At 67.4% G+C, this 23,577-nt stretch carries 28 protein-coding genes; 4 read left to right on the top strand and 24 right to left on the bottom strand.

What is annotated here, in order from left to right; translation table 11 throughout:
- Nucleotides 1-28 precede the first annotated feature (28 nt).
- From ACIOU8_RS01625 to ACIOU8_RS01525, 21 genes are all read right to left on the bottom strand, one after another.
- The gene (locus ACIOU8_RS01625; protein ID WP_400785185.1) at nt 29-838 is read right to left on the bottom strand and encodes a flagellar motor protein MotB; all 810 of its coding nucleotides are present in this window, start codon (nt 836-838) and stop codon (nt 29-31) included.
- Nucleotides 835-1,644: a motility protein A gene (locus ACIOU8_RS01620; RefSeq protein WP_400785183.1), complete on the bottom strand. Its 810-nt coding sequence runs from the start codon at nt 1,642-1,644 to the stop codon at nt 835-837. Before ACIOU8_RS01620 ends, ACIOU8_RS01625 begins: the two co-directional genes overlap by 4 nt.
- Nucleotides 1,641-1,856 (bottom strand): flagellar FlbD family protein, encoded by a 216-nt coding sequence (locus tag ACIOU8_RS01615; RefSeq protein ID WP_400785181.1) that lies wholly within the window; start codon nt 1,854-1,856, stop codon nt 1,641-1,643. The genes ACIOU8_RS01620 and ACIOU8_RS01615 overlap by 4 nt, the downstream gene beginning before the upstream one ends.
- 47 nt (nt 1,857-1,903) lie before the next feature.
- Nucleotides 1,904-3,760: a heavy metal translocating P-type ATPase gene (locus ACIOU8_RS01610; protein ID WP_400785179.1), complete on the bottom strand. Its 1,857-nt coding sequence runs from the start codon at nt 3,758-3,760 to the stop codon at nt 1,904-1,906.
- A gap of 108 nt (nt 3,761-3,868) precedes the next feature.
- Nucleotides 3,869-5,035: a flagellar hook protein FlgE gene (locus ACIOU8_RS01605; protein WP_400785177.1), complete on the bottom strand. Its 1,167-nt coding sequence runs from the start codon at nt 5,033-5,035 to the stop codon at nt 3,869-3,871.
- 30 nt (nt 5,036-5,065) lie between these two features.
- The gene (locus ACIOU8_RS01600; protein ID WP_400785175.1) at nt 5,066-5,548 is read right to left on the bottom strand and encodes a flagellar hook capping FlgD N-terminal domain-containing protein; all 483 of its coding nucleotides are present in this window, start codon (nt 5,546-5,548) and stop codon (nt 5,066-5,068) included.
- A 12-nt stretch (nt 5,549-5,560) separates the two neighbouring features.
- Nucleotides 5,561-6,949, bottom strand: a complete 1,389-nt coding sequence (locus tag ACIOU8_RS01595) for a hypothetical protein (RefSeq protein WP_400785173.1) — start codon at nt 6,947-6,949, stop codon at nt 5,561-5,563.
- Nucleotides 6,946-7,317 carry a hypothetical protein gene (locus ACIOU8_RS01590; RefSeq protein ID WP_400785171.1) on the bottom strand — a complete coding sequence of 124 codons (372 nt, stop codon included), beginning with the start codon at nt 7,315-7,317 and terminating at the stop codon, nt 6,946-6,948. Before ACIOU8_RS01590 ends, ACIOU8_RS01595 begins: the two co-directional genes overlap by 4 nt.
- Nucleotides 7,314-7,739 carry a hypothetical protein gene (locus ACIOU8_RS01585; RefSeq protein WP_400785169.1) on the bottom strand — a complete coding sequence of 142 codons (426 nt, stop codon included), beginning with the start codon at nt 7,737-7,739 and terminating at the stop codon, nt 7,314-7,316. Before ACIOU8_RS01585 ends, ACIOU8_RS01590 begins: the two co-directional genes overlap by 4 nt.
- On the bottom strand, nt 7,736-9,064 hold the full coding sequence (locus ACIOU8_RS01580) for a FliI/YscN family ATPase (protein WP_400785167.1): 1,329 nt from the start codon (nt 9,062-9,064) through the stop codon (nt 7,736-7,738). The genes ACIOU8_RS01585 and ACIOU8_RS01580 overlap by 4 nt, the downstream gene beginning before the upstream one ends.
- Entirely contained in the window at nt 9,061-9,699 is a 639-nt protein-coding gene (locus ACIOU8_RS01575) for a FliH/SctL family protein (RefSeq protein ID WP_400785165.1), read from the bottom strand. Before ACIOU8_RS01575 ends, ACIOU8_RS01580 begins: the two co-directional genes overlap by 4 nt.
- A 134-nt stretch (nt 9,700-9,833) precedes the next feature.
- Complete coding sequence (gene fliG / locus ACIOU8_RS01570; RefSeq protein WP_400785163.1) at nt 9,834-10,916, bottom strand: flagellar motor switch protein FliG; 1,083 nt, start codon at nt 10,914-10,916, stop codon at nt 9,834-9,836.
- A complete protein-coding gene (gene fliF / locus ACIOU8_RS01565) occupies nt 10,913-12,553 on the bottom strand; it encodes a flagellar basal-body MS-ring/collar protein FliF (protein WP_400785161.1) in 1,641 nt (546 codons plus the stop codon). The genes fliG and fliF overlap by 4 nt, the downstream gene beginning before the upstream one ends.
- 2 nt (nt 12,554-12,555) lie before the next feature.
- Nucleotides 12,556-12,873, bottom strand: coding sequence for a flagellar hook-basal body complex protein FliE (fliE, locus tag ACIOU8_RS01560; RefSeq protein WP_400785159.1), 318 nt, complete (start codon nt 12,871-12,873; stop codon nt 12,556-12,558).
- Nucleotides 12,873-13,265, bottom strand: coding sequence for a flagellar basal body rod protein FlgC (flgC, locus tag ACIOU8_RS01555; protein WP_400785156.1), 393 nt, complete (start codon nt 13,263-13,265; stop codon nt 12,873-12,875). The genes fliE and flgC overlap by 1 nt, the downstream gene beginning before the upstream one ends.
- Nucleotides 13,262-13,609 (bottom strand): flagellar basal body rod protein FlgB, encoded by a 348-nt coding sequence (locus ACIOU8_RS01550; RefSeq protein ID WP_400785154.1) that lies wholly within the window; start codon nt 13,607-13,609, stop codon nt 13,262-13,264. Before ACIOU8_RS01550 ends, flgC begins: the two co-directional genes overlap by 4 nt.
- Before the next feature lie 108 nt (nt 13,610-13,717).
- Complete coding sequence (locus tag ACIOU8_RS01545; RefSeq protein ID WP_400785152.1) at nt 13,718-13,996, bottom strand: hypothetical protein; 279 nt, start codon at nt 13,994-13,996, stop codon at nt 13,718-13,720.
- A 6-nt stretch (nt 13,997-14,002) separates the two neighbouring features.
- Entirely contained in the window at nt 14,003-14,416 is a 414-nt protein-coding gene (gene fliS, locus ACIOU8_RS01540; protein WP_400785150.1) for a flagellar export chaperone FliS, read from the bottom strand.
- Between the two features lie 40 nt (nt 14,417-14,456).
- The gene (gene fliD / locus ACIOU8_RS01535; RefSeq protein ID WP_400785148.1) at nt 14,457-15,821 is read right to left on the bottom strand and encodes a flagellar filament capping protein FliD; all 1,365 of its coding nucleotides are present in this window, start codon (nt 15,819-15,821) and stop codon (nt 14,457-14,459) included.
- A gap of 102 nt (nt 15,822-15,923) precedes the next feature.
- Nucleotides 15,924-16,748, bottom strand: coding sequence for a flagellin (locus tag ACIOU8_RS01530; protein ID WP_400785146.1), 825 nt, complete (start codon nt 16,746-16,748; stop codon nt 15,924-15,926).
- A gap of 117 nt (nt 16,749-16,865) precedes the next feature.
- Entirely contained in the window at nt 16,866-17,723 is an 858-nt protein-coding gene (locus ACIOU8_RS01525) for a sigma-70 family RNA polymerase sigma factor (protein WP_400785144.1), read from the bottom strand.
- A gap of 179 nt (nt 17,724-17,902) precedes the next feature.
- On the opposite strand from ACIOU8_RS01525, the gene ACIOU8_RS01520 reads away from it, so the two are divergent.
- The 3 genes from ACIOU8_RS01520 to ACIOU8_RS01510 are packed head-to-tail and all read left to right on the top strand — an operon-like array spanning nt 17,903 to nt 19,502.
- Nucleotides 17,903-18,493 (top strand): sulfite oxidase-like oxidoreductase, encoded by a 591-nt coding sequence (locus ACIOU8_RS01520; protein ID WP_400785142.1) that lies wholly within the window; start codon nt 17,903-17,905, stop codon nt 18,491-18,493.
- Complete coding sequence (locus ACIOU8_RS01515) at nt 18,490-19,215, top strand: ferredoxin reductase (RefSeq protein WP_400785140.1); 726 nt, start codon at nt 18,490-18,492, stop codon at nt 19,213-19,215. The genes ACIOU8_RS01520 and ACIOU8_RS01515 overlap by 4 nt, the downstream gene beginning before the upstream one ends.
- On the top strand, nt 19,215-19,502 hold the full coding sequence (locus ACIOU8_RS01510; protein ID WP_400785138.1) for a DUF6510 family protein: 288 nt from the start codon (nt 19,215-19,217) through the stop codon (nt 19,500-19,502). Before ACIOU8_RS01515 ends, ACIOU8_RS01510 begins: the two co-directional genes overlap by 1 nt.
- Before the next feature lie 65 nt (nt 19,503-19,567).
- Here the strand turns inward: ACIOU8_RS01510 and ACIOU8_RS01505 are convergent, their stop codons facing one another.
- Together ACIOU8_RS01505 and ACIOU8_RS01500 are read right to left on the bottom strand one after the other, a co-directional pair.
- Nucleotides 19,568-19,702, bottom strand: a complete 135-nt coding sequence (locus ACIOU8_RS01505; protein ID WP_400785136.1) for a methionine/alanine import family NSS transporter small subunit — start codon at nt 19,700-19,702, stop codon at nt 19,568-19,570.
- Nucleotides 19,699-21,336 (bottom strand): sodium-dependent transporter, encoded by a 1,638-nt coding sequence (locus ACIOU8_RS01500; RefSeq protein WP_400785134.1) that lies wholly within the window; start codon nt 21,334-21,336, stop codon nt 19,699-19,701. The genes ACIOU8_RS01505 and ACIOU8_RS01500 overlap by 4 nt, the downstream gene beginning before the upstream one ends.
- 176 nt (nt 21,337-21,512) lie before the next feature.
- On the opposite strand from ACIOU8_RS01500, the gene ACIOU8_RS01495 reads away from it, so the two are divergent.
- Nucleotides 21,513-21,716, top strand: a complete 204-nt coding sequence (locus ACIOU8_RS01495) for a hypothetical protein (protein ID WP_400785132.1) — start codon at nt 21,513-21,515, stop codon at nt 21,714-21,716.
- A gap of 184 nt (nt 21,717-21,900) precedes the next feature.
- On the opposite strand, the gene ACIOU8_RS01490 is transcribed toward ACIOU8_RS01495, so the two are convergent.
- Nucleotides 21,901-22,509 carry a hypothetical protein gene (locus ACIOU8_RS01490; RefSeq protein ID WP_400785130.1) on the bottom strand — a complete coding sequence of 203 codons (609 nt, stop codon included), beginning with the start codon at nt 22,507-22,509 and terminating at the stop codon, nt 21,901-21,903.
- Nucleotides 22,510-23,577 lie beyond the last annotated feature (1,068 nt).

The raw sequence follows: 23,577 nt of genomic DNA, 5'->3' as shown, positions 1-23,577 counted from the left end.
TCCTCGACGATGGTGTTCACGTGAGTGCTCACTTGTTCGCGGCAGCTGCAAGCGCGGGAATAAGCGCTCTCACCTGCTCTTCCTCGTTCGACTCGACGACGATGTCGACTCTGCGGTTGCTGGCGAGTGCCTGGGGACTGTCGCCGGGCACGATGGGGCGGGTGTCGGAGAACGCGGTCGCCTTCACGCGTGCACCTCCCAGGCCTTCGTGCTCGACGAGGAATCGAGCCACCTGGGTCGCGCGCCCTCCCGAGAGCTCCCAGTTGGTCGGGAACGGGGCGGCCGAGACCCTGTGGTCGGCGTGCCCTTCGACGCTGACGGGGTTGTCGACCGTGACCAGCACGTCTCCGATGTTGTCGAGCACCGCATTCGCCTTCGCCGAGAGGTCGGTGCTGTTGTCGGCGAAGAAGGTCTCGGCGCCGACCAGGCCGACCTGGAGCCCTCGATCGTCGATCACGAATTGCACGGTGTCCTGGAGTCCCTGAGACGCCAACGACGTGCTCATCCGATCACGCAGGCCCACGAGCGACTCGAACTCGGTCTCTGCGCGAGCTGCGAGATCGAGGACGCCGTCGTCGTCCTGCAGCTCGGGCGGCACGATCATGCCCTCTGCGGTGTCGGCGCCGCCCTCGGTGCTCTCCTGCCCGAAACCGGTCGCCAGGCTGTTCGCGAGCATCTCGAACTTCGTCTTGTCGACGTTCGACACGGCGAACAGCACGATGAACAGGCACATGAGAACGGTGACCATGTCGGCGTACGAGACGGCCCAGCGCTCGTCCGGCTCGTCGTGCGAGTCATCCTCATGCCCGCGGCCACGAGCGCGACGGGCTGTGCTCACTGGACGCCCTCTGCAGGCTCAGTCTCGCGCTTCTGCTTCTGCTTGCCCGCTTTGGGCTTCACGGTCGACAGCGCCTCGAGGCGCTCCTGCAGCAGGTGGGGCGCGCTGCCCGATTGAATCGCGAGCATCCCCTCAGAGACGAGGGTCATCCGCTCGAGCTCGACAGCCCCGATCCGACCCAGCCGGCCGGCGATCGGATTCCAGATGAAGTTCGCCGAGAGCAGGCCCCAGAGGGTCGCGACGAAGGCCGCCGCGATCATCGGACCGAGGTGGTCGGGTTCGTCGAGCTTCTCGAGCACGTGCGTCAGTGAGACGACCGTGCCGACGATCCCGATCGTCGGCGCATATCCGCCCAGCGACCCGAAGAACTTCGATGCGATACGGCTTCGCGACGATGCAGCGGCGATCTCGTCGTCCATCACCATGCGCAGGTCCTCCGCATCGGTTCCGTCCGCAAGAGCCTGGAGCGCCTGTCTCGTGAAGTCGTCCGGTGCACCGTCGATCTCCTGCTCGAGCGCGAGCAGCCCCTCGCCGCGCGCCTTCTCGGCATAGCCGACGAGGAACGGGATGACGGCCTCCGGCGTCGACTTCGGTCCGCGGACCATGCGGCCCAGGCTCTTCACCGCGAGGATCGTGTCACGCAGAGTGTGACTGGCGATGCCCACGCCGATCGTCGAGCCGAGCACCAGGATCATCGGCGCGGGGATGAGCAGAGCCTCGAAGCTCGCGCCCTCCATCGTGATCATGGCGACCAGCGCGCCGAACGCGAGGATGACGCCGATGAGGAAAGCGGGATCCACGGTCACGCCCCCGTCTGCGAGGTCAGAGCGTGGGCCGCGCCGAGGACGCGCGAACGGTACGCGACGATCAGGTCGATCACGACGTCCAGGTCCTCCACCACCACGTACACACGGTCGTCGACCATGTGCAGCGTCGTGTCCGGCGACGCCTGTATGCGTTCGATCAGGTCGGGGTTCACCGCGAACCGGGTGCGGTCGAGGCGGGTGACGATGATCATCGGGTGGGGTCTCCGGGCTTCGGACGAGAGGGGGAAGTCTGCCCCGACTATCGCGACGCGGCCATCCCCCGGTAACCACCGTCTGCGAGGGCCCGGAGGGCGTAGAGGATCGTCGCCAGGTCGACCGCCTCCTGCACGAGTGCACCCGCTACCGCCGGGATGATCCCCGTCATCGCGATGAGCATGAGCCCCACGCTCAGCCCGATGCCGATCCAGATCGCCGTGAGCGCGACGCGCAGTGTGTGTCGTCCGATGGCGACCGCATCGACGACCTTCGTCAACGAATCGACGAGAATGACGACGTCAGCAGCGTCGCCCGCGGCCGTCGCCCCTCGCGCGCCCATCGCGACACCGATGTCGGCGGCCGCCAGCACGGGCGCGTCATTGACTCCGTCGCCGACCATCATCATCGGTCGCGGATGGAGGTCGGCGGCAAGCCTGACCTTCTCCGGCGGGAGGACTTCTGCGTGGACATCGTCGATCCCGACCTCGCGCGCGACGGACTCCGCAGTCGATCGAGCGTCTCCGGTGAGCATCATAATGCGCTCGATCCCGTGGGAGCCGAGCCACGACACGACCTCGGTCGCTTCCGGTCGCGGCGCGTCGGCGAGGATGAGGGCGCCTCCGAACCGACCGTCGATCGCCACGTAGGCCGCGGCCTCCCCCGTTCCGAGCGTCACCCGCACGGTATCGGGGGCGAGCGATGCGACGAATGCGGGCTTGCCGACGACGATGGAGCGACCGTCGATGACAGCCACGACCCCATTGGTCGCGACCTCGCTCGCGTCGTCGGAGCGACGTAGACCGAGGCGACGTTCTGCAGCGGCGCGGCGGATGCCTTCCGCGAGCACGTGAGATGAATACTGCTCGGCGGACGCCGCGAGCATCAGCAGTTCGTCTGAGTCGACGCCGGCGGCTGGTCGCACCTCTACGAGGTCGGGTCGGCCCTGCGTGAGTGTCCCCGTCTTGTCGAAGGCCGCGGACCGCACGCGGGCCAGCTGCTCGATCACCGCACCGCCCTTCATGATCACTCCGGACTTGGCCGCACGGGAGAGCCCGCCCAGGAACGCGACAGGTGCGGCGATGAGGAGCGGACACGGAGTCGCCAGCACGAGCACCTCGGCGAACCGTGTCGAGTCACCGGAGATCGCCCAGGCGGTGCCGGCCAGCACGAGAGCGACTGCGGTGAACGGAATCGCGAAGCGGTCGGCGAGACGCACGACCGGGGCGTGCGATTCTTCGGCTGCGTGCACGAGCGCCACGATCTGCTGGTACTGACTGTCGGCGCTCGATCGCAGCGCGCGGATGCGCACGGCCCGTGCTCCGTTGATCGCTCCGGACAGCACCTCTCCCCCGGCATCGCGAGCCACCGGCATGCTCTCGCCGGTGAGCGACGATTCGTCGAACTCCCCCGACTCCGAGAGCAGGACGCCGTCGATCGGCACGATCTCGGCCGGACGCACCAGCAGCGTGTCACCGACCGAGACATCGTCGACGGCGACGTCCCGAACCTCCTCCGAGTCCGCTGCCAGCGGGTGCACGAGGACATGGGCGATGCGCGGAGATCGATCCAGCAGGGCTGAGAGGTCTCGTTTCGCGCGGCGCCCCGCGAAGTGTTCCAGCGCTTCACCGCCCGCGAGCATCAGGACGATGATGAGCGCCGCGATGTACTCGCCGACCGCAAGAGTGGCGACCATCGCCACGACGGCGAGGATGTCGAGCCCGACAGGCCCGCGGAGCACATCCCGCACCATTCGAACGAGCGTCCAGAGGACGAACGCTCCGACATAGGCGGTGGCGACCCATCGTCCGACAACGTCCATGCCGCCGATGTGGAGAGCGAGCACCCCTGCGAGGACCACGGCCGTGACGATGATCACGGGATACTGCAGGACGAAGCGCATGGCCTCAGCTTGTCCGCAGCCCGGCGCCGGCGCCAGGGGTTGTGCTGCACATGACCCTCGACGCTGACCGGGCCGATCCTTGCGACCCGCGCCAGCGCCGAGCCGGTCCTAGCGCTTGAGCTGGGTGAGCTCCTGCAGGACCTCGTCGCTGGTCGTGATGATGCGCGCATTGGCCTGGAAGCCGCGCTGAGCGACGATCAGGTTGGTGAACTCCTGCGAGAGGTCGACGTTGCTCATCTCGAGGGCGCCCGACACCAGGTCGCCGAACCCGGCCTGGCCCGGCTCGCCCATGCGCACCGCACCGGAGTTGACGGATACCCGGTATGCCGTTCCGCCGGCCTTCTCGAGCCCCTCGGGGTTGGCGAACGTCGCCATGGCGATCTTGCCGAGCGTCTGGGTCGCGCCGTTGCTGAACGTGCCGACGATGGACCCGTCGCCGGTGATGCTGTACGACTTCAAGGTGCCGGCAGCCGACCCGTCCTGCTCGGACACGGCGACCGTCGACAGTTCCGCGTAGCCGGTGACCGAACCGAGGTCGACACTCACGGCACCGGCGGTGAGGGTGAGGCCCGCCCCGGTCTGCTTGCCGTCGGTGAAGGCCAGCGACCCGGTCGCACCGCTGGCAGGTTCGGTGACGTCCCATCCGGCAGCCGTCTTCGTGAAAGTCAGGCTGAGAGTCGACGGCGTGCCCTGCGCGTCATAGACGGTGACGTCGCGCACCAGCTCATCGCCGGTCGCTGCCTCCGAAGGCAGGTTGCCCGTGACGGTCGCCGCGGTGGTCGCCTTCGCGGGTGACACGGCGTCGAGCGGGAGCACGATGTTGCCGGTCGCCTGACCGGTGTTGACCACGCCGTCCTGGGCGGACCAGCCCTGCACCACAGCACCGTCGGCGGTGACCATCTTGCCCGTGGGGTCGAACGAGAATCCACCCGCGCGGGTGTACAGGGTCTCGCCACCCGACCGGACGGCGAAGAATCCATCGCCCGAGATCATCAGGTCGCCTCCTCGGCCCGTCGCCTGAGCGGAGCCCTGCGCGAAGTTCGTGCGCACACCGGCGACCTGCACCCCGAGACCGACCTGGGCGGGGTTGCGACCGCCCACCTCGTCGTCGGGGATCCCCGGGTTGCCGATGAGCTGAGACAGCGAGTCCTGGAACAGCACGGACGAGCCCTTGAACCCGGCCGTGTTGACGTTCGCGATGTTGTTGCCCGTGACATCGAGCATGGTCTGGTGTGAGCGGAGGCCGGAGATTCCGGAGTAGAGCGAGCGGAGCATGAGGTTCTCTCTTCCTGGGTGAGACGGAGTTCAGACTGTGGCGGGGGTGGGCGCAGCGGGGGTGGTCGGTGCCGGAGCGGCCGGTGCGGGAGTGGTCGGTGCGGTGGTGACGCCCGTGATGACGTCGAGGGCGACGGTCTTGTCTCCGATGGTCACCTGCGGGATCGGTCCGTCGAACGAGACCTTGGTCACGATGCCCGACACGGTCTTGCCGTCGGCATCCTTGTAGCTCGCCTCCTGGCCGATGAGTGCGCTCGCCGCCTGCCGCATGTTCAGGGCGAAGGCCTCGGCGCCGCTGTCGGCGAGGGCCGTCAACTGCTCCATCATGGCGAGCTGGGTGGTCTGCGAGATCATCTCGTTGGTATCCATCGGACTCGACGGATCCTGATGGGTCAGCTGCGTGACGAGGAGTTTGAGGAACACCTCTCCGTCGAGCACCTGCTTGCGGGCTGCGGGGTCGGTGGTGCCTCCCGTGTGGATCGAGCTCGGGGCGCTCACGGCGTCGACAGTCATTCGGTCGTCCTCTCAGGCGAAGATGTCGAGCCCCGCGCCGGAGGCGGCAGAGGGCATCGTCTGGATGGTGCGGGGAAGATCGGGGGCCTGCTCGGCTCCACGGCGGTGGTCAGGTCGGCCGCGGTTCGCCTCGCGATCGTCCGCGCCCTGCCCCGTCGGCGCGTCACCCGCAGCCTGCTGGCCACGGTCGCCGGAAGCATCAGCGGACGCGCCGTGGTTGACGCTCAGAGTGGCGTGCGGCATCACCGCGGCGAGGTCACGGCGCAGGTCGACGAGCATGGTGCGCAGCGCGTCGCGCCCGGCATCCGTCGCACCGCTGAGCTCGACCTGCACCTCTCCGGATGCGGTGATGTGCGCGCGCACCGTGACGGGGCCGAGACTGTCGGGGTTCACCGTCATCGTGAGCTGGTGGGAGCCCATCGGACGCTGGGCGATGCTCACGACCACCGGAGCGACCTGCGCCGCCACCGCACGATTCATGGTGGCGGCGGCATCGGGCGACGGAGCAGCGGTGACCGTCGCGACTGATGGAGCGACCGGAGCGACCGGCGCGAGCGGGGTGGTTGCGGGCACCGGCTGCGACCCCTGCGCCTGGTCCCCCGCATCGCTCGACATCTGCTGCTCGGAAGAACCACCGACCCCGGGCACCGGGACGCCGACCACCGACGGGATCGCAGGAAGGGTCTGCCTCGTGTGCGGCTCAGGCCGGAGCGCCGCCGCAACCGGGTCGGACGGCAAGGGATCGGCACCGCCGCTGGCGGGCTCGCGCGGAACCGCCGCCGTGTCGACGCCGACCTCTCGGACCTCGCCCGGCGGCCTCTCCTGCTGCGTCCGGAGTTCGCCACGGCTTTCGCCACCGACCGCCGCGCTCGCCGGCGCCGATGCGAGAGCCGATGCGGGAACCGAAGTCGGAGCCGACGCAGGCGCAGACTCGGCATCGGCCGGAACCGCAGCTGCTGCATCCGCTTCGACGACACCGCTCACCGGATCCGCAGGAGACACCTCCGCTGCGCCCGGCGTGATCTGCACCGTCATATCCGAAGCCGTCGAAGCCGTCTCACCCGGAACCGCCGTCTCGGACGTCGGGACAGGCGTGGCCGTCGGGGCCGGCCCCGGGGTCACCGGAGCCGACCACGCGACCAGGTGTGTCATGGCCGCGATCGCCGCCTGTGGGTCGATCGTGCGATCTGGCGCCGTTGACGCCTCCGCTGTCAGCCCGCCCTCCCGGGCAGGGGCGAGCATCGTCGTCTCAGTTGCCGACGCGTCGTCGAGCGTCCGACCTGCGGCGGCGAGGGCATCACCGAACAGCGAACCCGAGTCAGCCGACGCTCGACCTCCCGTGTCCGCTTCACCCGAGCCGGCGGCGCCGGGGATGGTCGCGAGAAGTCCCACCGCGGTCATCCGAGCATCTCCATGATCTTCTGCATCGACGGAGTCGATCCGCCTGCACCCGAGGCGTTCGCCGAGAACAGGGTCTGGAGTGCCGCGATGACTTCGGCGTTCTCTCCGCCGGACGCACCCGTGCTGACGCCAGCTGACGCCGCGGCGGACTCGGTGGTCGCAGTGCTCGACGTGGTCTCGCCGGCGGTGGCCGCCTTGGCCGCCTCCAGCACTCCGGCGAACGTCGTCGAACTGGCCGGCGATGTCTCGGCGGTCGCCTCGGTCGCAGCCGATGCGGCCGCGGCGGCCGCCCGCCCCGCCGGAGCCAATGACACCATCTGGGTCTCGATCGCGTCGACGCGGGCGATCACCGCTGCAAGCCCGGTCATGCTGCGCTCCCCTCGCGTCGTGAGGTGCGCACGACCGCGATCTCGTCGAGCGCGGTCTGCTCGGCCGCGAGCTCGGCCTTGGCGGTCTCGACGCGGTGGGTGCTCTCGAGTCGCTCGAGCCCCTTCAGATCGCGCCGAGCTTCGACGTGCGCCGACCTGGCCTCGGACTCAGCGCTGCGCCTCATGTCGACCAGCGTCTGCAGATCGCTGAGGGTGCTGCGTCCCGCGGCGCGGGCCGCAGCCATGGCCATCAGCGCCCGAGGATCATCGATCTGCGCGCTGATCTCGGCGAGGCTCGTGATCGCGGTCTGCTCAGCGATCTCGGCCTGCGCGCGTTCTGCGCTCGCACGCGAGAGATGCTCGGCGGCGACACGCTCCTGGGCGCCGCGCACGCGCAGCAGACCAGCCAGTGGGAAGGTCATGAGGTGAGTCCTCCGAAGTCGGTGGTGAGGGCGGCGAGCTGCTGCCAGGAGTCGTCGGACGAGGCGAGATCGTCCATGCTCTGGGTGAGGAAACGAGAGATCGCACCCTCATGAGCGAGCGCGGCATCGACCATCGGGTTGGCCCCCTGTCGGTAGGCGCCGATCTCGATGAGGTCGTTCGCGCTGCGCCGGGCCGCCAGCACACTGCGCAGCGTGACGGCGTCCTGACGCTGCTCCGCCGTGGTGATCTTCGACACGACGCGAGACACCGACCCGAGCACGTCGACGGCAGGGAAATGACCGCGGATCGCGAGCGCCCGGTCGAGCACCACGTGCCCGTCGAGGATTCCCCTGGCGGCATCCGCGATCGGCTCGTTGTGGTCGTCGCCGTCGACGAGCACCGTGTAGAGACCGGTGATCGACCCGACAGGTCCGGTTCCGGCGCGCTCGAGCAGTCGGGCCAGCACCGAGAACGTCGACGGCGGATACCCCCGTGTGGCGGGCGGTTCGCCTGCGCTCAGCCCGATCTCACGCTGCGCCATGGCGACACGCGTCAACGAGTCCATCATCAGCACCACGTCGAGCCCGTCATCGCGGAATCCCTCGGCGATCCGTGTGGCGACGAATGCCGAGCGCAGCCGTGCCATCGCCGGCTGGTCCGAGGTCGCGACGACCACCACCGAACGCGCGAGGCCCTCCGGCCCCAAGTCGTCTTCGAGGAATTCCCGCACCTCGCGACCGCGCTCACCGACAAGGGCGATGACGTTCACGTCTGCGGTGGATCCACGGGCGATCATCGACATCAGCGACGACTTGCCCACACCCGATCCGGCGAAGAGGCCCAAGCGCTGCCCCGATCCCACGGGCGTCATCGTGTCGAGCACGCGCACACCGAGTTCGAGCTGCCTGTCGATGCGCTGGCGGTCCATCACGCTCGGGGCATCGTGGTCGAGCGACACGAGAGCAGCACCTCTGTCGAGCGGTCCCTTGCCGTCGATCGGTCGACCGAGTCCGTCGAGCACTCGTCCGAGCAGCGCTCGTCCCGTCGGCACCTGCAGCGGAGCTCCCCCGTGGCGCACACGGGCTCGAGCGGTGATCCCGTCGAGCCTGCCGAGGGGCATGCAGCGGGCGGAGGCTCCGTCGACGGCGACGATCTCGGCATCGACCGGGCGGCCGTCCGCCGCGTCGATCCGGATGCGGTCGCCCACCGCGCCGTCGATGCCGAGCACCTCCACGCCGAGGCCTCGCACCGCTTTCACCGTGCCGGAGCGCTCGGGGCGCGCGGCGGAGAGGGCGCGCTGCCACGACCTCGTCTCGGTGATCACAGGAGAACCTCGGCGTCATGGTCGCCGCCGTCGAGCGCTGCGGCCGCACGGGCGAGTGCCGCGGAGATGCGGGTGTCGACCGCACCGTTCTCGATCTCCACCAGCGCGCCGCCGTTGTCCACGGCAGGAGAGGCCGAGACCCGGATGCCGCGGAGTCCCTCCATCGTCGACGCCTCCTCCTGGAGCACCCCGGCGTCCTGCACGCTGAAGGCGACATGAGTCCACCGGTCCGCCGGCATCTCGGCCAGGGCCCGCCGCAGCGCGTGAGCGGCGGACCGCGCAGGATCCGACAGCTCCGCTCCGAGGATCGTCGTCGCGAGCATGACGGCGAGCTCTTCGACTCGGTCCGCAGCGAGTGTGCTCAGCTCCTCGATGCGCTGGTCGAGCGCCGCCTGCGCGGTCTCCAACGCGCGCAGACCCGAGCCTCGCTCATGCAGATACAGCTCCTGGAGTTCCTGCATCCGCTGCTGTTGCGCCGCGCGCTGCGCCTCGCCCTCGTCGAGCGCCAGCCTGCGACCTTCGGCGAAGCCGTCGGCGTACCCCCGGGCACGAGCGCGATCGGCCTCGCCTCGGAGGTCGATGGGCGTCTCGCCGACGCGCGGCACGACCAGCGGCGTGAAGGCGGAATCGAGCACAGCGGACACCTCGGAGTCGAAGGGCGAGGCCTGTCCGTGGCCCGGAGGTCGAGCGATCCGTGCTCCCCGCCCACTATCGCGACGACCGTCTGCAGCCGTAACCGCCGCGGCCGAATCACCTGCTGTGAGAGGGATCACTCGATGAGCTCATCCTCGTCTTCACGCGAGATCGTGATCTCCTCCGCGGCCTCCAGGTCGCGGATGATGCGCACGATCTCGGCCCGGGCCTCGTCGACCTGGCGCATGCGCACGGGGCCGAGCACTCGGGTCTCCTCAGCGAGGTTCTCCTGGTTGCGCTCGGTCATGTTGCTCTTGACCTTGTCGGTGATCTGCTCGTCAGCGCCCTTCAGCGCAAGCGCGAGCATGCGAAGGTCGATCCCGCGCAGCACCCGCTGGGCGTCTCGATCTTCGAGACGAGCGATGTCGGCGAACGTCACCATGCGGCTGCGGATGTCCTCGGCCAGCGCCAGGTCACGCCCCTCCAGGCTCGCGAGCAGCGACTTCTCGAGAGCGGTGTCCGACCTGTTGATGATCTCGACGAGAGGCTGGACGCCGCCGATCGACTCGTGGTTGTCGCGCATCGCGAAGACGCCGGTGCGAGAGCGCAGTGAGTCTGCGACGATCGAGATCGCTTCCTGGGTCGCGGTGCCCATGGTCGCGATCGCCTGCGCGACATCGGTGCGCAGCGGGTCCTGCAGCGCGGCGAGCACGGCCGCCGCACGATCGGCTCGCAGGTTCGCCAGCACCACGGCGACCGTGGTCGGGAGCTCGCCCTCGATGATCGTGGCGAGCTGAGCCGGGTCGGCCGCGTTGAGGAAGTCGAACGACACCGAGCCCTGCGACATCACCCGGCCGACCATCCCGACGGCCTTCTCACGCCCGAAGGCTGTCTCGAGCAGTCCGGTGGCGAGTTCCTGACCACCGCGAGACGGCACCGAGCCGCCCGTGGCGATACGCCGGAACTCCGCGAGAGCGCGTGCGGTCGAGGCGACGTCCACTCCCCCGAGCTGAGTGAGCTCGGCCGCGAGCATCTCGGAGCGCTCCTCGCCGAGGTGACGCAGCACCTCTGCACTGGCAGCGCGGTCCATGTTCATCAGCACGATCGCTGCCTTGCGAAGGCCGCTCATCTCCGACGCAGGAACAGCTGCAGGTGCAACGGCGGTCGAGACCTCGATCGTGTCGGCCTGCGCGTCCAGCAGCTCCGTGAGCGCGCTCATACGGTCGCCTCGTCCATCAGGTCGGCCAGTGCGCTGGCGATGGTGTCGGGTTCGCGCTTCGCGAGGTCATCGATCTCGCGGCGTCTGCGCTCGACGAGCACCTTGTCGGGCTCCGGCTCGTCATCGAGGTCCATCGATGCCGACGGCAGCAGCGTGGTGGGTGCCGGCGCGACGATCGCCTCGGATTCCTTGAGGCCCCTGAGCGAGCGGAGCTTCTGCTCCTCGTTCTCGGTGACGGTGGCGAAGTACTCGATCGGGCCGTCCTCGGTGTACAGCACCCGCCGCTTCATCTTGCGGCGCACGACGAGGAAGACGATCAGCATGATCGCCGCCAGCAGGATCGATCCGCCGATGATCGCCGACCGCAGCATCTCCTGCTGCAGCTGCGCCTCGCGTTCGGCCTCTGCCGCCGCGAGCGCGGTCGCCGCGGCCGTCGCTCCCGCCTCGTTGAACTCGACGAACTCGACGGCGATCTCGTCGCCGCGCTCGAGATCGATGCCGGCGGCGGAGGCCACGAGCGATTCGATCTGGTTCGCCGTCACCCCGGCGACGGTTCCCCTGTTCAGCGCGATGCTGACCGTCTGCCGCGTCACCTCGCCGGCCGGAGTGATGGTCTTCTCCGTCGACTTGTTGACGGCGTTGTTGCGAGACGTCTCCTCGAACTCATAGGCGCCGGTGCCTTCTGCGTTGTTCGGGACCGCGATGTTGTCGGGGCCGAGCACGCCCGTGCCGCCGGCCTGACCGCCGTTGTAGGTCTCCGTCTTGGTCTCCTCCGACGCGCTCAGCTCGCCCTCGGGGGCCGAGTACGTCTCGTCCATGCGCTCCGATGTGGAGTTCGCGACGTCGGCCGCGACCGTCACCGTGGCGTTTCCGGGCCCGACGATCGTCTCGAGCATCCTGCTGACCGATGCGGCGACCTTCGCCTCGTGCTCCGTCGCCTGCTTCGATGAGTTTCCGGTGAGGCCGGTTCCGACAGCCGAGAGCACTCTGCCGTCCTGATCCGTCACAGCGACGCTCTCGGGGGTCATGCCCGGCACGGCGGCGCTCGTGAGATGCACGATGGCTTCGATCTTCTCGTCGCTGAGGGACGATCCGTTGCGGGTCTTCACGAACACGGATGCGGTCGGGATCTGCCGCTCCGACACGAAGACGCTCTCCTCGGGGATCGCGAGCTGCACCGACGCGGTGGAGATCCCCTCCATGGCGCCGATCGTGCCCGCCAGCTCCCCCTCGATGGCGCGCTTGTAGGTGACCGACTGCTGGAACTCGCTCGCCGTGACCCCCATGTCGTCGAGCAGGGTGTACCCCTCGCTCGTGTCGCCGGGAAGACCTGCGGATGCCGCTGCGAGACGCTGCGGGTACACCTGGTCGTCGGGCACGAGGATAGTCGCGCCGCCTTCGGTGAGCTCATAGCCCACGCCCGCCGACTTCAGCTGCTCGACGACGGCCGAGGCGTCGCCGGCGCTCAGGCCGGTGAACAGCGGGCTCATCTGCGGCTTGGTGAGCCACGCGCCGAGCGCGATGGCTCCCATGACGAGCAGCGCGACGCCGATGATGGCGATCGTGCGCTGTGCGAGCGTGAATCCTGAGACGACCAGCTTCGCGCGGTCGTAGTAGCTCGTGAGCATCTTGGGCATCGTCAGGCCTGCATCCTCATGATCTCGTTGAACGCCGAGACGCTGCGGTCACGCACGGCGACCACCAGGTCGAGCGTCACGGAGGCGCGTGTCGAGGCGATCATCGCCTGATGGATGTCCTGCAGGTCACCGGTGACCGCCTGCACTGCGAGTTCGTTCGACGACGACTGCAGCTGCTGGAGGTTCTCCACCGCGCCCGAGAGCGATGTCGCGAAGGTGCTCCCCGATGCCGAGGCACCGGCTGCTTCCGGCCCCGTCTCGAAGCTGAGCGGCGCGAGCGGCGTGACTCCCGCCGCGGTGACGGCCTCGACGCCCGACATCAGTTGCGGCCGATCTGCAGTGCGGCCTCGTAGGTCGTCTTCGCCCTATCGACGACAGCCGCGTTCGCCTCGTATCCGCGCTGCGCGAGGATCAGCATGCTCATCTGGTCGCCGAGCTCGACATTCGGGTACTGCACGTAGCCGTCCTCGTTCGCGTAGGGGTGCTCGGGGTCGTACACGAGCTTGGCGTCGGCATCCGATTCGACGACGCCCGCGACGTACACGCCCGGGCTCTCGGTGCCGGCCTGCACGGTGACGTACTTCTCTCGGAAGGCCTCCTGGCCCGCGGGGGTGGCGGTGTTCACGTTCGCGATGTTGTCGCTGAGTGCGTCGAGCCACTTGCGGTGTGCAGTCAGGCCGGTTCCGGCGATGCCGATCGCGTCGAAGGTCATGCGGAGGCCTGCCCGATCGCCTTGGTGATCGACGACGCCTGTCCGCCGATCGCCTGGCTGGCGAATTGGAACCGCAGCACCGTGTCGATGTTCGACAGGGTCTCGGTGTCGAGGTTGACGTTGTTGCCGTTCAACCTGGTCGGCTCGAGCGATCGCTCGACCGTGGGATCGACGGTGCCGGAACCGCTGTCGACGGCTGATCGCAGCTCGTCCTCGAACCGGACGCGCTGGGCCTGGTAGCCGGGCGTGTTGACGTTGGCGATGTTCTCGGCGATCGAGCGTTGGCGCAGGGCCAGCCCGTCGAGGGCGCTGATCAGCGCAGAGGAGGTGACGGATTCGAGCACGGGGGCACTCCGGACGTTGGTGGAGAGGCCGATCCCTGGCCAATCGTCGAGCGATCCGTGCTCTGTGTGGACTATCGCGACAGTCGACCGCTCACGTAACCGCGGTGCTCACCCTTCGACATCGAGATACACGGGTACGTCGGATTTGGAAGTCGGCACCCGCCGCAGCGCGGCGATCTCGCGCGCGACGTGGGCGCGGGAGGTGACGAGTCCACCGATCATGAGCTGCTGGCGCGCGAGCACAGCTTCTGCGCGCTCGCGCAGTTCCTCGGGCACGGGGCCGGGCGGCGCATCGAAGGACTGCTCGTCGAGCTGCTCGTCGGCAGCATCGAGAGCCCGCTCGAACTGGTCGAGCACGGTCAGCCAGGCCGAGAGGTTGTCAGGCACGGGGGCTCAGGCCAGCGCCGTGATGGGCGCCTGCGTGCCGGACGTGATCTCCGCCGCAGCCGCATGCCAGGCCTCGCGCAGGGGAACGACGAGATCACGGCATTCTGCGGTGGCGACCCGATCATGAGCGATGTTGGCGGTGATCAGGCGGCCCGTGAGATAGGTGTACACGCCATGCAGGTCTGCGGATCCGTCCCACTCATCGGTGAGTGAGCCGTTCAGCTCCGCGACGATCTGCTGCGCGTGCACGAGGTGGTTCCCCGCCGCCGCCCAGTCGCCGGACTCCTGCGAGGCGTCTGCGCGCTCGATGTCGACCAGAAGGCGGTCGTAGAGCAGCACGAGAAGGCGTTCAGGAGTGGCCGAGGCGACCTGCTGCTCGAGGTACTGCTGCTTGGCGCGGTCGAGAGAGGTGATGGGCATGGTTCTGGTCTCCGATGCGATGGTGGTGGCGGTGCTCAGGTCACGACGTCGTCGTGTTGTTGAGGCCTGCGAGCTGCGACGTGAGCCACGACGATTGCGACTGCAGCTTCGAGAGCTGGACCTCGAGCTGCGCATAGGTGCGCTCGAGTGTCGCCTGCCTCTGCTCCAGGCGGACGTCCCACCGTTCGACCTGGGTCTTGAGCGTCTTGACCTCGGTCTCCTGACCGGTGATGCGCTGGGTGAGCAGCCCGTCGTATTTGTCGGAGTACTGGTCCGTCACGCCTTCGACGCGACCGGCGATCGACGAGAAGATCTCCTGGGTCTTCTCCGGGTCTTCGGCGAGAGCCTTCCCGAACTTCTCCGCGTCGAAGGAGAGCACCCCTTTGTCGCTGATCGAGATTCCGATCGTCGACGGCGATGCTCCGTCGACCGGATGCTGCATCGCGTTCGCGAGAGCGCCGCGGAGATTGCGAACGGTGCTGTCTCCGGTGAACACGCCGAGAGTGGTGGACTCGCCGACCCCTCCGACCGTCGCCTTCGATCCGTTGTCGATGCGCGTCAGCAGTGCGGCGATCTCCTTGACGAACGCCTCGGCTGTCGTGGTCTGCTTCTTGTCGTCGCGGACCACCGTCACCGTCACGGGATCAGCGCTGGGCTTCGTGACACTGACCTCGATGCCCTCCCCCACGCTGATCGTGTTGCTGGCGCTGTTCAGCGTCTGCTCTGCTGTGGTTCCGGCGAACAGGCGGATTCGCGCATCCGCCCCCTGCGTGATGACGGCGGCACCGGGCTCGGCGCCGAGATCCGTCGAGGTGCCTGCTGCGACGTCGGCCGCCGTGCCCCTGTGCACGGCGAACTCGCCGGCGGCGCCGGTCTCGACGGATGTGAGCTGGATGCGCGAGAGCGGGTTGCCGTCGGCATCCGTACCCGCGGGGACGACCGTCGCACTCACTCCGGCCTTCGAGGCGTTGATGGCCTTGGCCAGGTCCTGCGGACCGGTGCCGAGCGGAGTCACCTCGATCGATTCGCCGTCCGAGCCGACGAGAGTGAACGCGCCGCCCCACTCCGTCGCACCAGCGGATGCCGTCACGATCGAGTGCGCCGTGGCGACGGCGTCGACGACGATGTCGGTCGAGAAAGCGGTCGCTTTCGCGCCTGCCGTGACGGTGACGGTCTCGGACGACGAGGTCGCGGTGAACGATGCCAGCGACGAGGGCGCCGCGGCGGTCTTGGCCTTGGTGACGAGCTCCTGCAGCGTGGTGTTCAGCGACTGGAGGTTCGTGATGATCGAGTTGCGGTCCGCGATCTTGTTGGTGATGAGCGTCTTCGGGATCGCCGAGACGTCCATGAGCGCTTTGATGAGCTCTTGCGTCTTGAGCCCTGATACGAGTCCGTCGAGTTTCATCCCGGTCGTCTTCCGTGCGGTGTGGTCGAGCGTGTCCTACAGGAAGGCGCCCGAGCGGAGGTGACTCCGCCCGGGCGCCTGATGCGCCTCAGGCGCAGCGACTCAACGGAGAAGCTGCAGGACGCCCTGGCCCGACTGGTTCGCCTGAGCGAGCATGGCGGTGCCGGCCTGCTGCAGGATGTTCGAGGCGGTGTACTTGACCATCTCGGCCGCCATGTCGGTGTCCGCGATGCGGCTCTTCGCTGCGGCCAGGTTCTCGGCCGAGACCTGCAGCGAGTTGATCGTCGACTCGAAGCGGTTCTGCACGGCACCGAGGCCGGCACGAGCCGTCGAGACGTTGGTGATCTCTGCGTCGACCGCCGCGATCGTGGTGAGCGCGTTCGCAGCGGAGTCGACCGTCAGTGCGCCGATGGTCGCGCCGAGGCCAGAGAAGTCGGTCAGCGTGACCGCGATCTGGTCCTCTGCGGCGTCCGAGCCTGCTCCCACCTGGAACGTCAGCGTGCTCGCGCTGTCGAGCAGCTTGATCCCGTTGAAGTTGGTGCTGGCGGCGACGCGGGTGAGCTCCTCGCCGAGCGAGTTGATCTCGGTCTTGATGGCGTCACGCGAGTCGGCGTTGTTCGAGTCGGAACCCGCCTGGACGGCGAGGTCACGGACGCGCTGCAGGATCGAGTGGACCTCGGTGAGAGCGCCTTCTGCGGTCTGGATGACCGAGATGCCGTCCTGAGCGTTGCGGGCTGCGACGTTCAGGCCGTTGACCTGCGAGCGCAGGCCCTCGGAGATGGCGAGGCCGGCGGCGTCATCTGCTGCGCGGTTGATGCGCAGACCGCTCGAGAGCTTCTCGAGCGACTTCGAGACGTCGTTCTGGTTGACAGAGAGGTTGCGGTACGCGTTGAGTGCACCGACGTTGGTTGCGATCTGAAGACCCATGAGAATTCCTCCGTGGTTATGGGGCTGGACGCGGGCCCATCCGTGGGCCTGCACAACCGATATTCGCGACATGCACCGCCGACGTAACCAGGCAGCCGGAAGATTCCGGCGGGCGGGTCAGACAGCGGCGAGGAGCTCGCTCGACCGGTCGCGGGTCTCGGCACGGATCGGGCCGAACAGAGTCTCGAAGAACTCAGCCCGCGCCTTCGTCGATCGGTCACCTGTCGTGCCGTTCTCCCATGCCTCCATGGCCTCGCGCATCAGCGCGAGACCACGCGAGCGGACCTTCGACACATACGCATGGCTGACCTCGAGCTCTTCGGCGATGTCCTTCACCATCCGGTCTTCGAGGTAGATCCCGCGGACGACCTGCTTCATCGCCGCCGGCAGTGCGTCGATGACGCGATTGACCATCGCCCGCATCTCCGACTGCTCGACCGCGTGCTCGGGCAGGATGACACTGTCGGTGAGGTCGGCTGCCTGACGCCCGGTCTCGACATCGAAGTGCTCCTCGAAGCTGGTCGCGGTCCGCACCATCTCGTCGAGCTTCATCATCTCGCCGACGACATCGACGGTGAATCCCGACTCCCGCGCGAGCTCCGCCGTGGTGGCGACGCGGCCGGTGCGAGTGAGCAGCGTCTCGGCGGCGACCCGCACGCGTTCGATCTTGTCGCGACTGCGTTCTCCGGCCGGGTCTGCTCGGCGCATCTCCGACAGCATCGCCCAGTTGATCTGGCTGCTCGCGAAGGCACCGAAAGGAATGCCACGGGCCGGTTCATACGACATCGCAGCGCGGGCGAGGCCCAGGCGTGCGGCGGAGAGCAGATCGTCGAGGTCGACGTGCGTCGCCGACCTCGCCTTCTCGACGGCCAGGAAGGTCGCGAGCGGCATGTTGTCGCGCGCCAGCTTCTCGGGCGAGGCAGGGATGTCGTCAGGCTGACTGGAATCAGCAGAAACAGCGAAACTACTCAGCAATGTGACTCCGTGGCTTGAACAACTGTTTTACGAGTGAAGCTAGCACGAAGCTCACGTTTATGAGTAAAAAATGATTAAGGCGCGCCGTTCGTGAGTCGCCCTAGAATCGGTCCCACACGGCAGGCGTCTCCCGCCAGCGGATTCGCGACCCCGCCCCGACCGAAAGAGAGAAGACGATCATGGGTGTGATCTCCCGCGGTTTCGGGGCACGGCGACGCGAGTCGAACGACCGCCTCCCTCCGGGCCAGTACCTCACTGAGGACTTTCCCGTGCTCTCGGCGGGGCCGACACCGCGCGTCTCCACAGACACGTGGGAGTTCGCCGTCGTCGGGCTCGACGGCATCCGCCGCTCCTGGTCGTGGGACGAGCTGCAGGCGCTCCCGATCGATACGATCACCACCGATATCCACTGCGTGACTCGTTGGTCGAAGCTCGGGACCCGATGGCGCGGAGTCTCGCTCGATCATCTGCTGCAGGATGCTGGAGACGGCGACTTCACCCGGGTCTTCTCCTACGGCGGGTACACGACCAATGTCCCCCGCGCCGACCTGACCGGCGGCAAGGCGTGGATAGCATTCGAGTTCGAGGGCGAGCCGCTCGCGGCAGAGCACGGCGGCCCCGCCCGGCTCCTCGTCCCCCACCTCTACTTCTGGAAATCCGCGAAGTGGGTGCACGGCCTGGATCTGCTCGCGAACGACGAGCCGGGGTTCTGGGAGCAGAACGGCTACAACATGTACGGAGATCCCTGGAAAGAGGAGCGCTACTGGTGACCGCCGCACCGCTGTGGCTGGTCGCCAGAGTCATCGAGACGCGCAACCCCTCGCCCCACGGTCGCGTGCTTCAGGTGCGGGTCGACGGGTGGCCGGGGAATCTCGCCGGCCAGCACGTCGATGTGCGCCTGACCGCTGAGGACGGCTACCAGGCCGTGCGGTCGTACTCGCTCGCATCGTCCGGGGAGGGCGACATCATCGAACTCGCCGTCGACGAGGTGCCCGAAGGAGAGGTCTCTCCGTATCTCGTCGAGGATGTGCGCGCGGGAGACGAGCTGGAGGTTCGCGGTCCGATCGGCGCCTACTTCGTGTGGACTGCCGCTCAGACCGAGTCCGTGCAGCTGATCGCAGGCGGGTCGGGGATCGTTCCACTCATGGCGATGGTGAGAGAGCATGGGCGCGCGGGCAGCTCGGCACCGATGCGGTTGCTGTACGCGGTGCGTTCACCCGGTGACGCGTTCTACGCAGACGATCTCGACGACCTCGCCGGCGACGCCTTCCTCGTCGACTGGGCATACAGCCGTTCGGCACCGACGGGCTCCGCCCGACCAGCCGGCAGGGTCGATGCGGCGACGATCGCGGTCTCGACCATCCCCGCCACAGAGCAGCCTTCGGTCTATGTCTGCGGGCCGACGGGCTTCGTCGAGGCGGTGGCAGACCTTCTCGTCGCGGCGGGGCATCCGCCCGAACGGATCCGCACTGAGCGCTTCGGAGGTGCCTGATGGACGCTGCCCACCCCGGTCATCGCACGAGAGTCGACGGCAACGCCGCGGGCGGGATGCTGATCGAGCTCTTCGGCAGGGACATGACCAGCGCGCGAGCGACATGCACGCACTGCGAACGCGAAGCCGAACTCGCCGACGCGATCGCCGAGCTCGATCCGGCCGGAGTCATACTCCTCTGCCGCGGATGCGGCCGCACGCTGCTGACATGTCTCCGCGACGACGGGAGGTCGACCCTCGTGATCGGCGCACTCGGTCGCCTGCGGTGGCCGGCTGGGGATCAATAGACGCACTGTGCGGGGTGCGGCCCTCTTGGCACGGCACGGGTATCGACCGTGTCCCCCCGCGTCGGTCAGAGCTCTGCGGGCGGAGCGGGCTCCGAATCCGCAGCCTCGGGGTGACGCGAGAGGTTCACGACCGCGGCGACGAGGCCACCCCAGATCGTGACCATCGCGACGATCATCATGACGATCGCTGTCGTGGTCATGCGCCCGCTCCCTTCTCGGTCGTCCCGGATTCCGGGGACCTCACCGTCGGGATCGACGAGGTCTCCGGATCCGGCTCGTAGTCTTCCTTGGCGAGGAACTCGTCGTACTCCGGGTCGTCCTTGGCATGCGAGCGGCCGCTCCAGGGCAGCGCCGACAGCAGCAGTGCTATCGCTACGAGCGCGATGACCATGCCCCATCCGAAGACGGCGACGAACCATCCGGGGTACCCGCCATACGGCTCGGAGATCTTCGAGATCAGCTCGGTGACGAGCAGATATCCGAGCACCAGCGGGGCGAGCGCGCCGACGAGCAGCATCCAGACCCGACCGACCCGGAAACTCGAACGACGATCGAGGTGATCGACGAGCACGGGCAGCTTGTGGAGCAGCCAGGCCACGACGATGACGGCCACGAGGGCGACCGCCATGATGCCGAAGGCGTTGACGAACGCATCCGCCGTATCGAGCACCGACAGAGCAGTGGTCGTCGAGAAGAGCGCCATGGAGACGATCGCGAGCGGAATTGTCACCGTGAGGGTCGTGCGGATGCGCGCCCAGCCCAGCTTGTCTTGGAGGGCTGCGACGATGACCTCGAGGATGGAGACGAGTGAAGTGATGCCGGCGAAGACCAGCGCGCCGAAGAACAGGACGCCGATGATCGATCCACCGGTCGCCTGCGAGACGATCGTCGGGAACGCGATGAACGCCAGGCCGATACCCGACGACGCGACTCCGGCGACCTCGGTGCCCTGCGCCTGCGCCATGAAGCCGAGCGCGGCGAACACGCCGATGCCCGCGAGGATCTCGAAACCCGAGTTCGCGAAGGCGACCACCAGTCCCGAGCCGGTGAGGTCGGTCTTTCGCTTGAGATAAGACGAGTACGTCACCATGATGCCGAAGGCGACCGACAGCGAGAAGAAGATGTGCCCGTATGCCGAGGCCCACACGGCGGGGTCTCCGAGCGCCTCCCAATTCGGGGTGAAGAAGGCGTTCAATCCTTCCGCCGCGCCCGGCAGGAACAGCGACTGCACCACGAGGATCGCGAACATCACCGTCAACAGCGGCATCAGGATCATGTTGGCCCTGCCGATGCCGCGCTTGACGCCCAGCGCCATGATCACGATGACGATCAGCCACACTGCGACGAGGGGCAGCCCGACCTGAGGCACGAACTCGGTCGAGACGCCGACCTCGGCGACGTCGGCCGAGCGCAGGAAGTCGATGAAGAAGAAGTCGTTCTCGTTGCCAGGACCCCAGGTCAGCTGCGCGGAGAACCAGGTGTACATCGCGGCCCACGCGACGATGACGGCGTAGTAGACCGCGATGATCACGCAGATGAGCACCTGCCACCAGCCGAGCGGCTCTGCCCTGCGGTGCATACGGCGGAAGGCCAGCGGTGCGGACCCGCGGAACCGGTGCCCGATCGCGTAATCGAAGAACAGCAGCGGAATGCCCGCCGTCAGCAACGCACAGAGATACGGGATGAGGAAGGCTCCACCGCCACCCTCATACGCGACGTAGGGGAACCGCCAGATGTTCCCCAGTCCGACGGCGGAGCCGATCGCGGAGAGGATGAAGACGTTCCGTGATCCGAATGCCTCACGTTTGGGAGACTGCGTCGTTGCGGTGGCCATGCGCCGAGAGTACCGGAGTCGGCGTCAGTTGACATCACGACTCTCGGGCGCGGCATCGCGCAGGGGTTGCGGAGGCAGAGCGTCGACCTTGCACCCCGGACCGATGCCCCGAACCACAGGATCCTCCTGATCACAAGCCCCTGTTCATCGGGCGGATCCTCGTGGAGCCTGTAGCCATGAGCCACCCAGACGACATCAAGCAACCGCTCGATCATCTGCCTCCGCTCGACGAGCGCGACAAGGCCATCGAGATCGACGAGCCGCATTACCCGACGTCCGAATCCCCGGCCGCGCCGGGGAACACGACGCCCGAGACGGCAGCCGAGCCCGACAAGCCCAACAGGCACGGCGTCGACAAGCTGCCACCGACCTCTCGCTGAGAGTCTCGGGAGGGGACGGCAGGGCGATTCTTGAGAGTGGGCCCTGCCGGGATCGAACCGACGACATCCACGGTGTAAACGGGTCTGCTACTCCCCCGCCCGCGTCATCACGGCTTTCTGAGATTACAGGTGTTGCCTGATTCGACCGAAGTTTCACCGTGGGGGGACGCCAGGGGGACGCGGGTCAGTGCTTCTTTGCGAGTTCACCTGAGACGTAACGCGCGGCGACCGTCTCGACACGTTGGAACGCGGCTACAACGTCTCTGAAGTAAGCGAAAGCATCCGCCATCCTGCCATCGAGCTTCTCGAAATCGCCCCCGGTCTCACTTCCGTGCCCGATGAGCGCTGACATGGCCTTCCCATCCTGCACAAGTTCTGTCGCGGTCTGGATCGCTGCAAGTAGTTCCGCATCGCCTACGAGCAAACGCAGTTGAGCGCCCGTGCGCGTCACCGTCTCCATGTCATTCCGTATCTTGGTACCCGAATCGGTGTCGACCCACTCCACCCAGAACGTCTGATTCCTCGCCTCTTTGTAGTAGACCGGCACCATTCCGTCGTTCGCCTTCGCCCATGCGATCCCGGCAGTCACGAACTCCGTAATAGCCAGACGCGCCTCAGTTCGTCGGGCTTCCCTCGCGGCATCTTCTACCTGTCGCCGGGCGTGGCCGTTCGTGAGGCTGATGGTCACAAAGGCAGTGGCGACCGTGACGACGCCGCCAACGATGGCGATGGCGACCGTATCCGAGATCAGCGGCTGAGCCGCAGCAGCTTGTTTCGCGAGTTCCAGGAGCACAGTGCGAGTCTGGCATGTTGAGCCGACGCGGGGACTGGCTCACACCTTCGAATGTTCGAATGTGTTCGAATATTGCTTGGCGTGTCGCCTTCGATGTTCGGCGTTTCCTTGTAATCTGTGGTACAGGGCCAAGCCCGGCCCGAAACGCCCTGGGGGCGGCGAATGGAGGTAGGGGAAAACGAGAGCACAGTGTGAAACATGTCATCGCGTTACTGGGGTAAGCGATGGAGGAACACTACTGAGTCACGAGAACAGCGCGGGCAGACGATGTCCAGCTACCGGATCGCAAGCGGTCAATCCGTTTGAAGCGGTCCCCATCCACAAACCGAGGCAACCGAAGCGGAAGCCGCTACCTAAGCCAGTTTCTGAATACTGGCTGACACCCAAGCCGAGGCCGAAACGGCCTCAGCTGAAGAGGCAAGTTCCTCGAACTCCGGTCGACGACACTCCACGCGCGCCGTGGTGGCAGCGAGCCGGATTCGACAGCGAGGAGGCCTGGAGGGCGTCGCTACCTCCAACGCCGAAGCTAGTCATTCCTCGAATTCGAATCGTCAGTGGCGGACTACCAGGCCTAGGCCGTAGACGCTAGCTGACTCAGAAACCCCGCCTTCAGTAGATCGAGGGCGGGGTTTTCTGCTGTGAATCAAAAGTCGTAGCTCGAATACGCACAAACTCGGGCCTGCTCCGCGCGATATAGAGAGTATGACCCTCGACGAAGCTCTCTCTACACTCCGCACTCTCGACTTGGACCGTGGCCGACTGATCGAACTCTCACGGCAGGTCGCAGCGACCGTTGATCCCGTCGAGCGTCGTCGAATCGTCTACCGGGCCAGAGCCGAAGAAGCAGCAGCCATGGAAGCACGGGAAGCTGCACTCGATGCTGCTTGGGATGAGCGTTCGTCGATCGCAGAAGCTCGCGCTGAGAAGGCCACTGAGCAGCCCCAGAAGACCCCTGAGCGACCTAAGCGACCCCAGGCGCTCACACCAGAGCCACGGCCAGTCACGGTCCGCCACGTGGCCCCACAGCAGCCGAAGAACGTGTGCCCTCCTGAGCACGCGCATGGGGCG

The sequence above is a fragment of the Microbacterium sp. NPDC087589 genome, from assembly GCF_044743635.1.
Classification (GTDB): Bacteria; Actinomycetota; Actinomycetes; order Actinomycetales; family Microbacteriaceae; genus Microbacterium.
This window is presented reverse-complemented; position numbering and strand designations above follow the sequence as displayed.

What these genes read in the sequence shown, in the direction of transcription:
- ACIOU8_RS01610 (WP_400785179.1), bottom strand. Translation starts at nt 3,760, where the DNA reads ATGCGCTTCGTCCTGCAGTATCCCGTGATCATCGTCACGGCCGTGGTC.
- fliE (WP_400785159.1), bottom strand. Translation starts at nt 12,873, where the DNA reads ATGTCGGGCGTCGAGGCCGTCACCGCGGCGGGAGTCACGCCGCTCGCG.
- ACIOU8_RS01605 (WP_400785177.1), bottom strand. Translation starts at nt 5,035, where the DNA reads ATGCTCCGCTCGCTCTACTCCGGAATCTCCGGCCTCCGCTCACACCAG.
- ACIOU8_RS01530 (WP_400785146.1), bottom strand. Translation starts at nt 16,748, where the DNA reads ATGGGTCTTCAGATCGCAACCAACGTCGGTGCACTCAACGCGTACCGC.
- ACIOU8_RS01510 (WP_400785138.1), top strand. Translation starts at nt 19,215, where the DNA reads ATGGACGCTGCCCACCCCGGTCATCGCACGAGAGTCGACGGCAACGCC.
- ACIOU8_RS01500 (WP_400785134.1), bottom strand. Translation starts at nt 21,336, where the DNA reads ATGGCCACCGCAACGACGCAGTCTCCCAAACGTGAGGCATTCGGATCA.
- ACIOU8_RS01600 (WP_400785175.1), bottom strand. Translation starts at nt 5,548, where the DNA reads ATGACTGTCGACGCCGTGAGCGCCCCGAGCTCGATCCACACGGGAGGC.
- fliF (WP_400785161.1), bottom strand. Translation starts at nt 12,553, where the DNA reads ATGCCCAAGATGCTCACGAGCTACTACGACCGCGCGAAGCTGGTCGTC.
- ACIOU8_RS01505 (WP_400785136.1), bottom strand. Translation starts at nt 19,702, where the DNA reads ATGACCACGACAGCGATCGTCATGATGATCGTCGCGATGGTCACGATC.
- ACIOU8_RS01520 (WP_400785142.1), top strand. Translation starts at nt 17,903, where the DNA reads ATGGGTGTGATCTCCCGCGGTTTCGGGGCACGGCGACGCGAGTCGAAC.
- fliG (WP_400785163.1), bottom strand. Translation starts at nt 10,916, where the DNA reads ATGAGCGCGCTCACGGAGCTGCTGGACGCGCAGGCCGACACGATCGAG.
- ACIOU8_RS01595 (WP_400785173.1), bottom strand. Translation starts at nt 6,949, where the DNA reads ATGACCGCGGTGGGACTTCTCGCGACCATCCCCGGCGCCGCCGGCTCG.
- ACIOU8_RS01495 (WP_400785132.1), top strand. Translation starts at nt 21,513, where the DNA reads ATGAGCCACCCAGACGACATCAAGCAACCGCTCGATCATCTGCCTCCG.
- fliS (WP_400785150.1), bottom strand. Translation starts at nt 14,416, where the DNA reads ATGCCCATCACCTCTCTCGACCGCGCCAAGCAGCAGTACCTCGAGCAG.
- ACIOU8_RS01585 (WP_400785169.1), bottom strand. Translation starts at nt 7,739, where the DNA reads ATGACCTTCCCACTGGCTGGTCTGCTGCGCGTGCGCGGCGCCCAGGAG.
- ACIOU8_RS01615 (WP_400785181.1), bottom strand. Translation starts at nt 1,856, where the DNA reads ATGATCATCGTCACCCGCCTCGACCGCACCCGGTTCGCGGTGAACCCC.
- ACIOU8_RS01590 (WP_400785171.1), bottom strand. Translation starts at nt 7,317, where the DNA reads ATGACCGGGCTTGCAGCGGTGATCGCCCGCGTCGACGCGATCGAGACC.
- flgC (WP_400785156.1), bottom strand. Translation starts at nt 13,265, where the DNA reads ATGACCTTCGACGCGATCGGCATCGCCGGAACCGGCCTGACTGCACAC.
- fliD (WP_400785148.1), bottom strand. Translation starts at nt 15,821, where the DNA reads ATGAAACTCGACGGACTCGTATCAGGGCTCAAGACGCAAGAGCTCATC.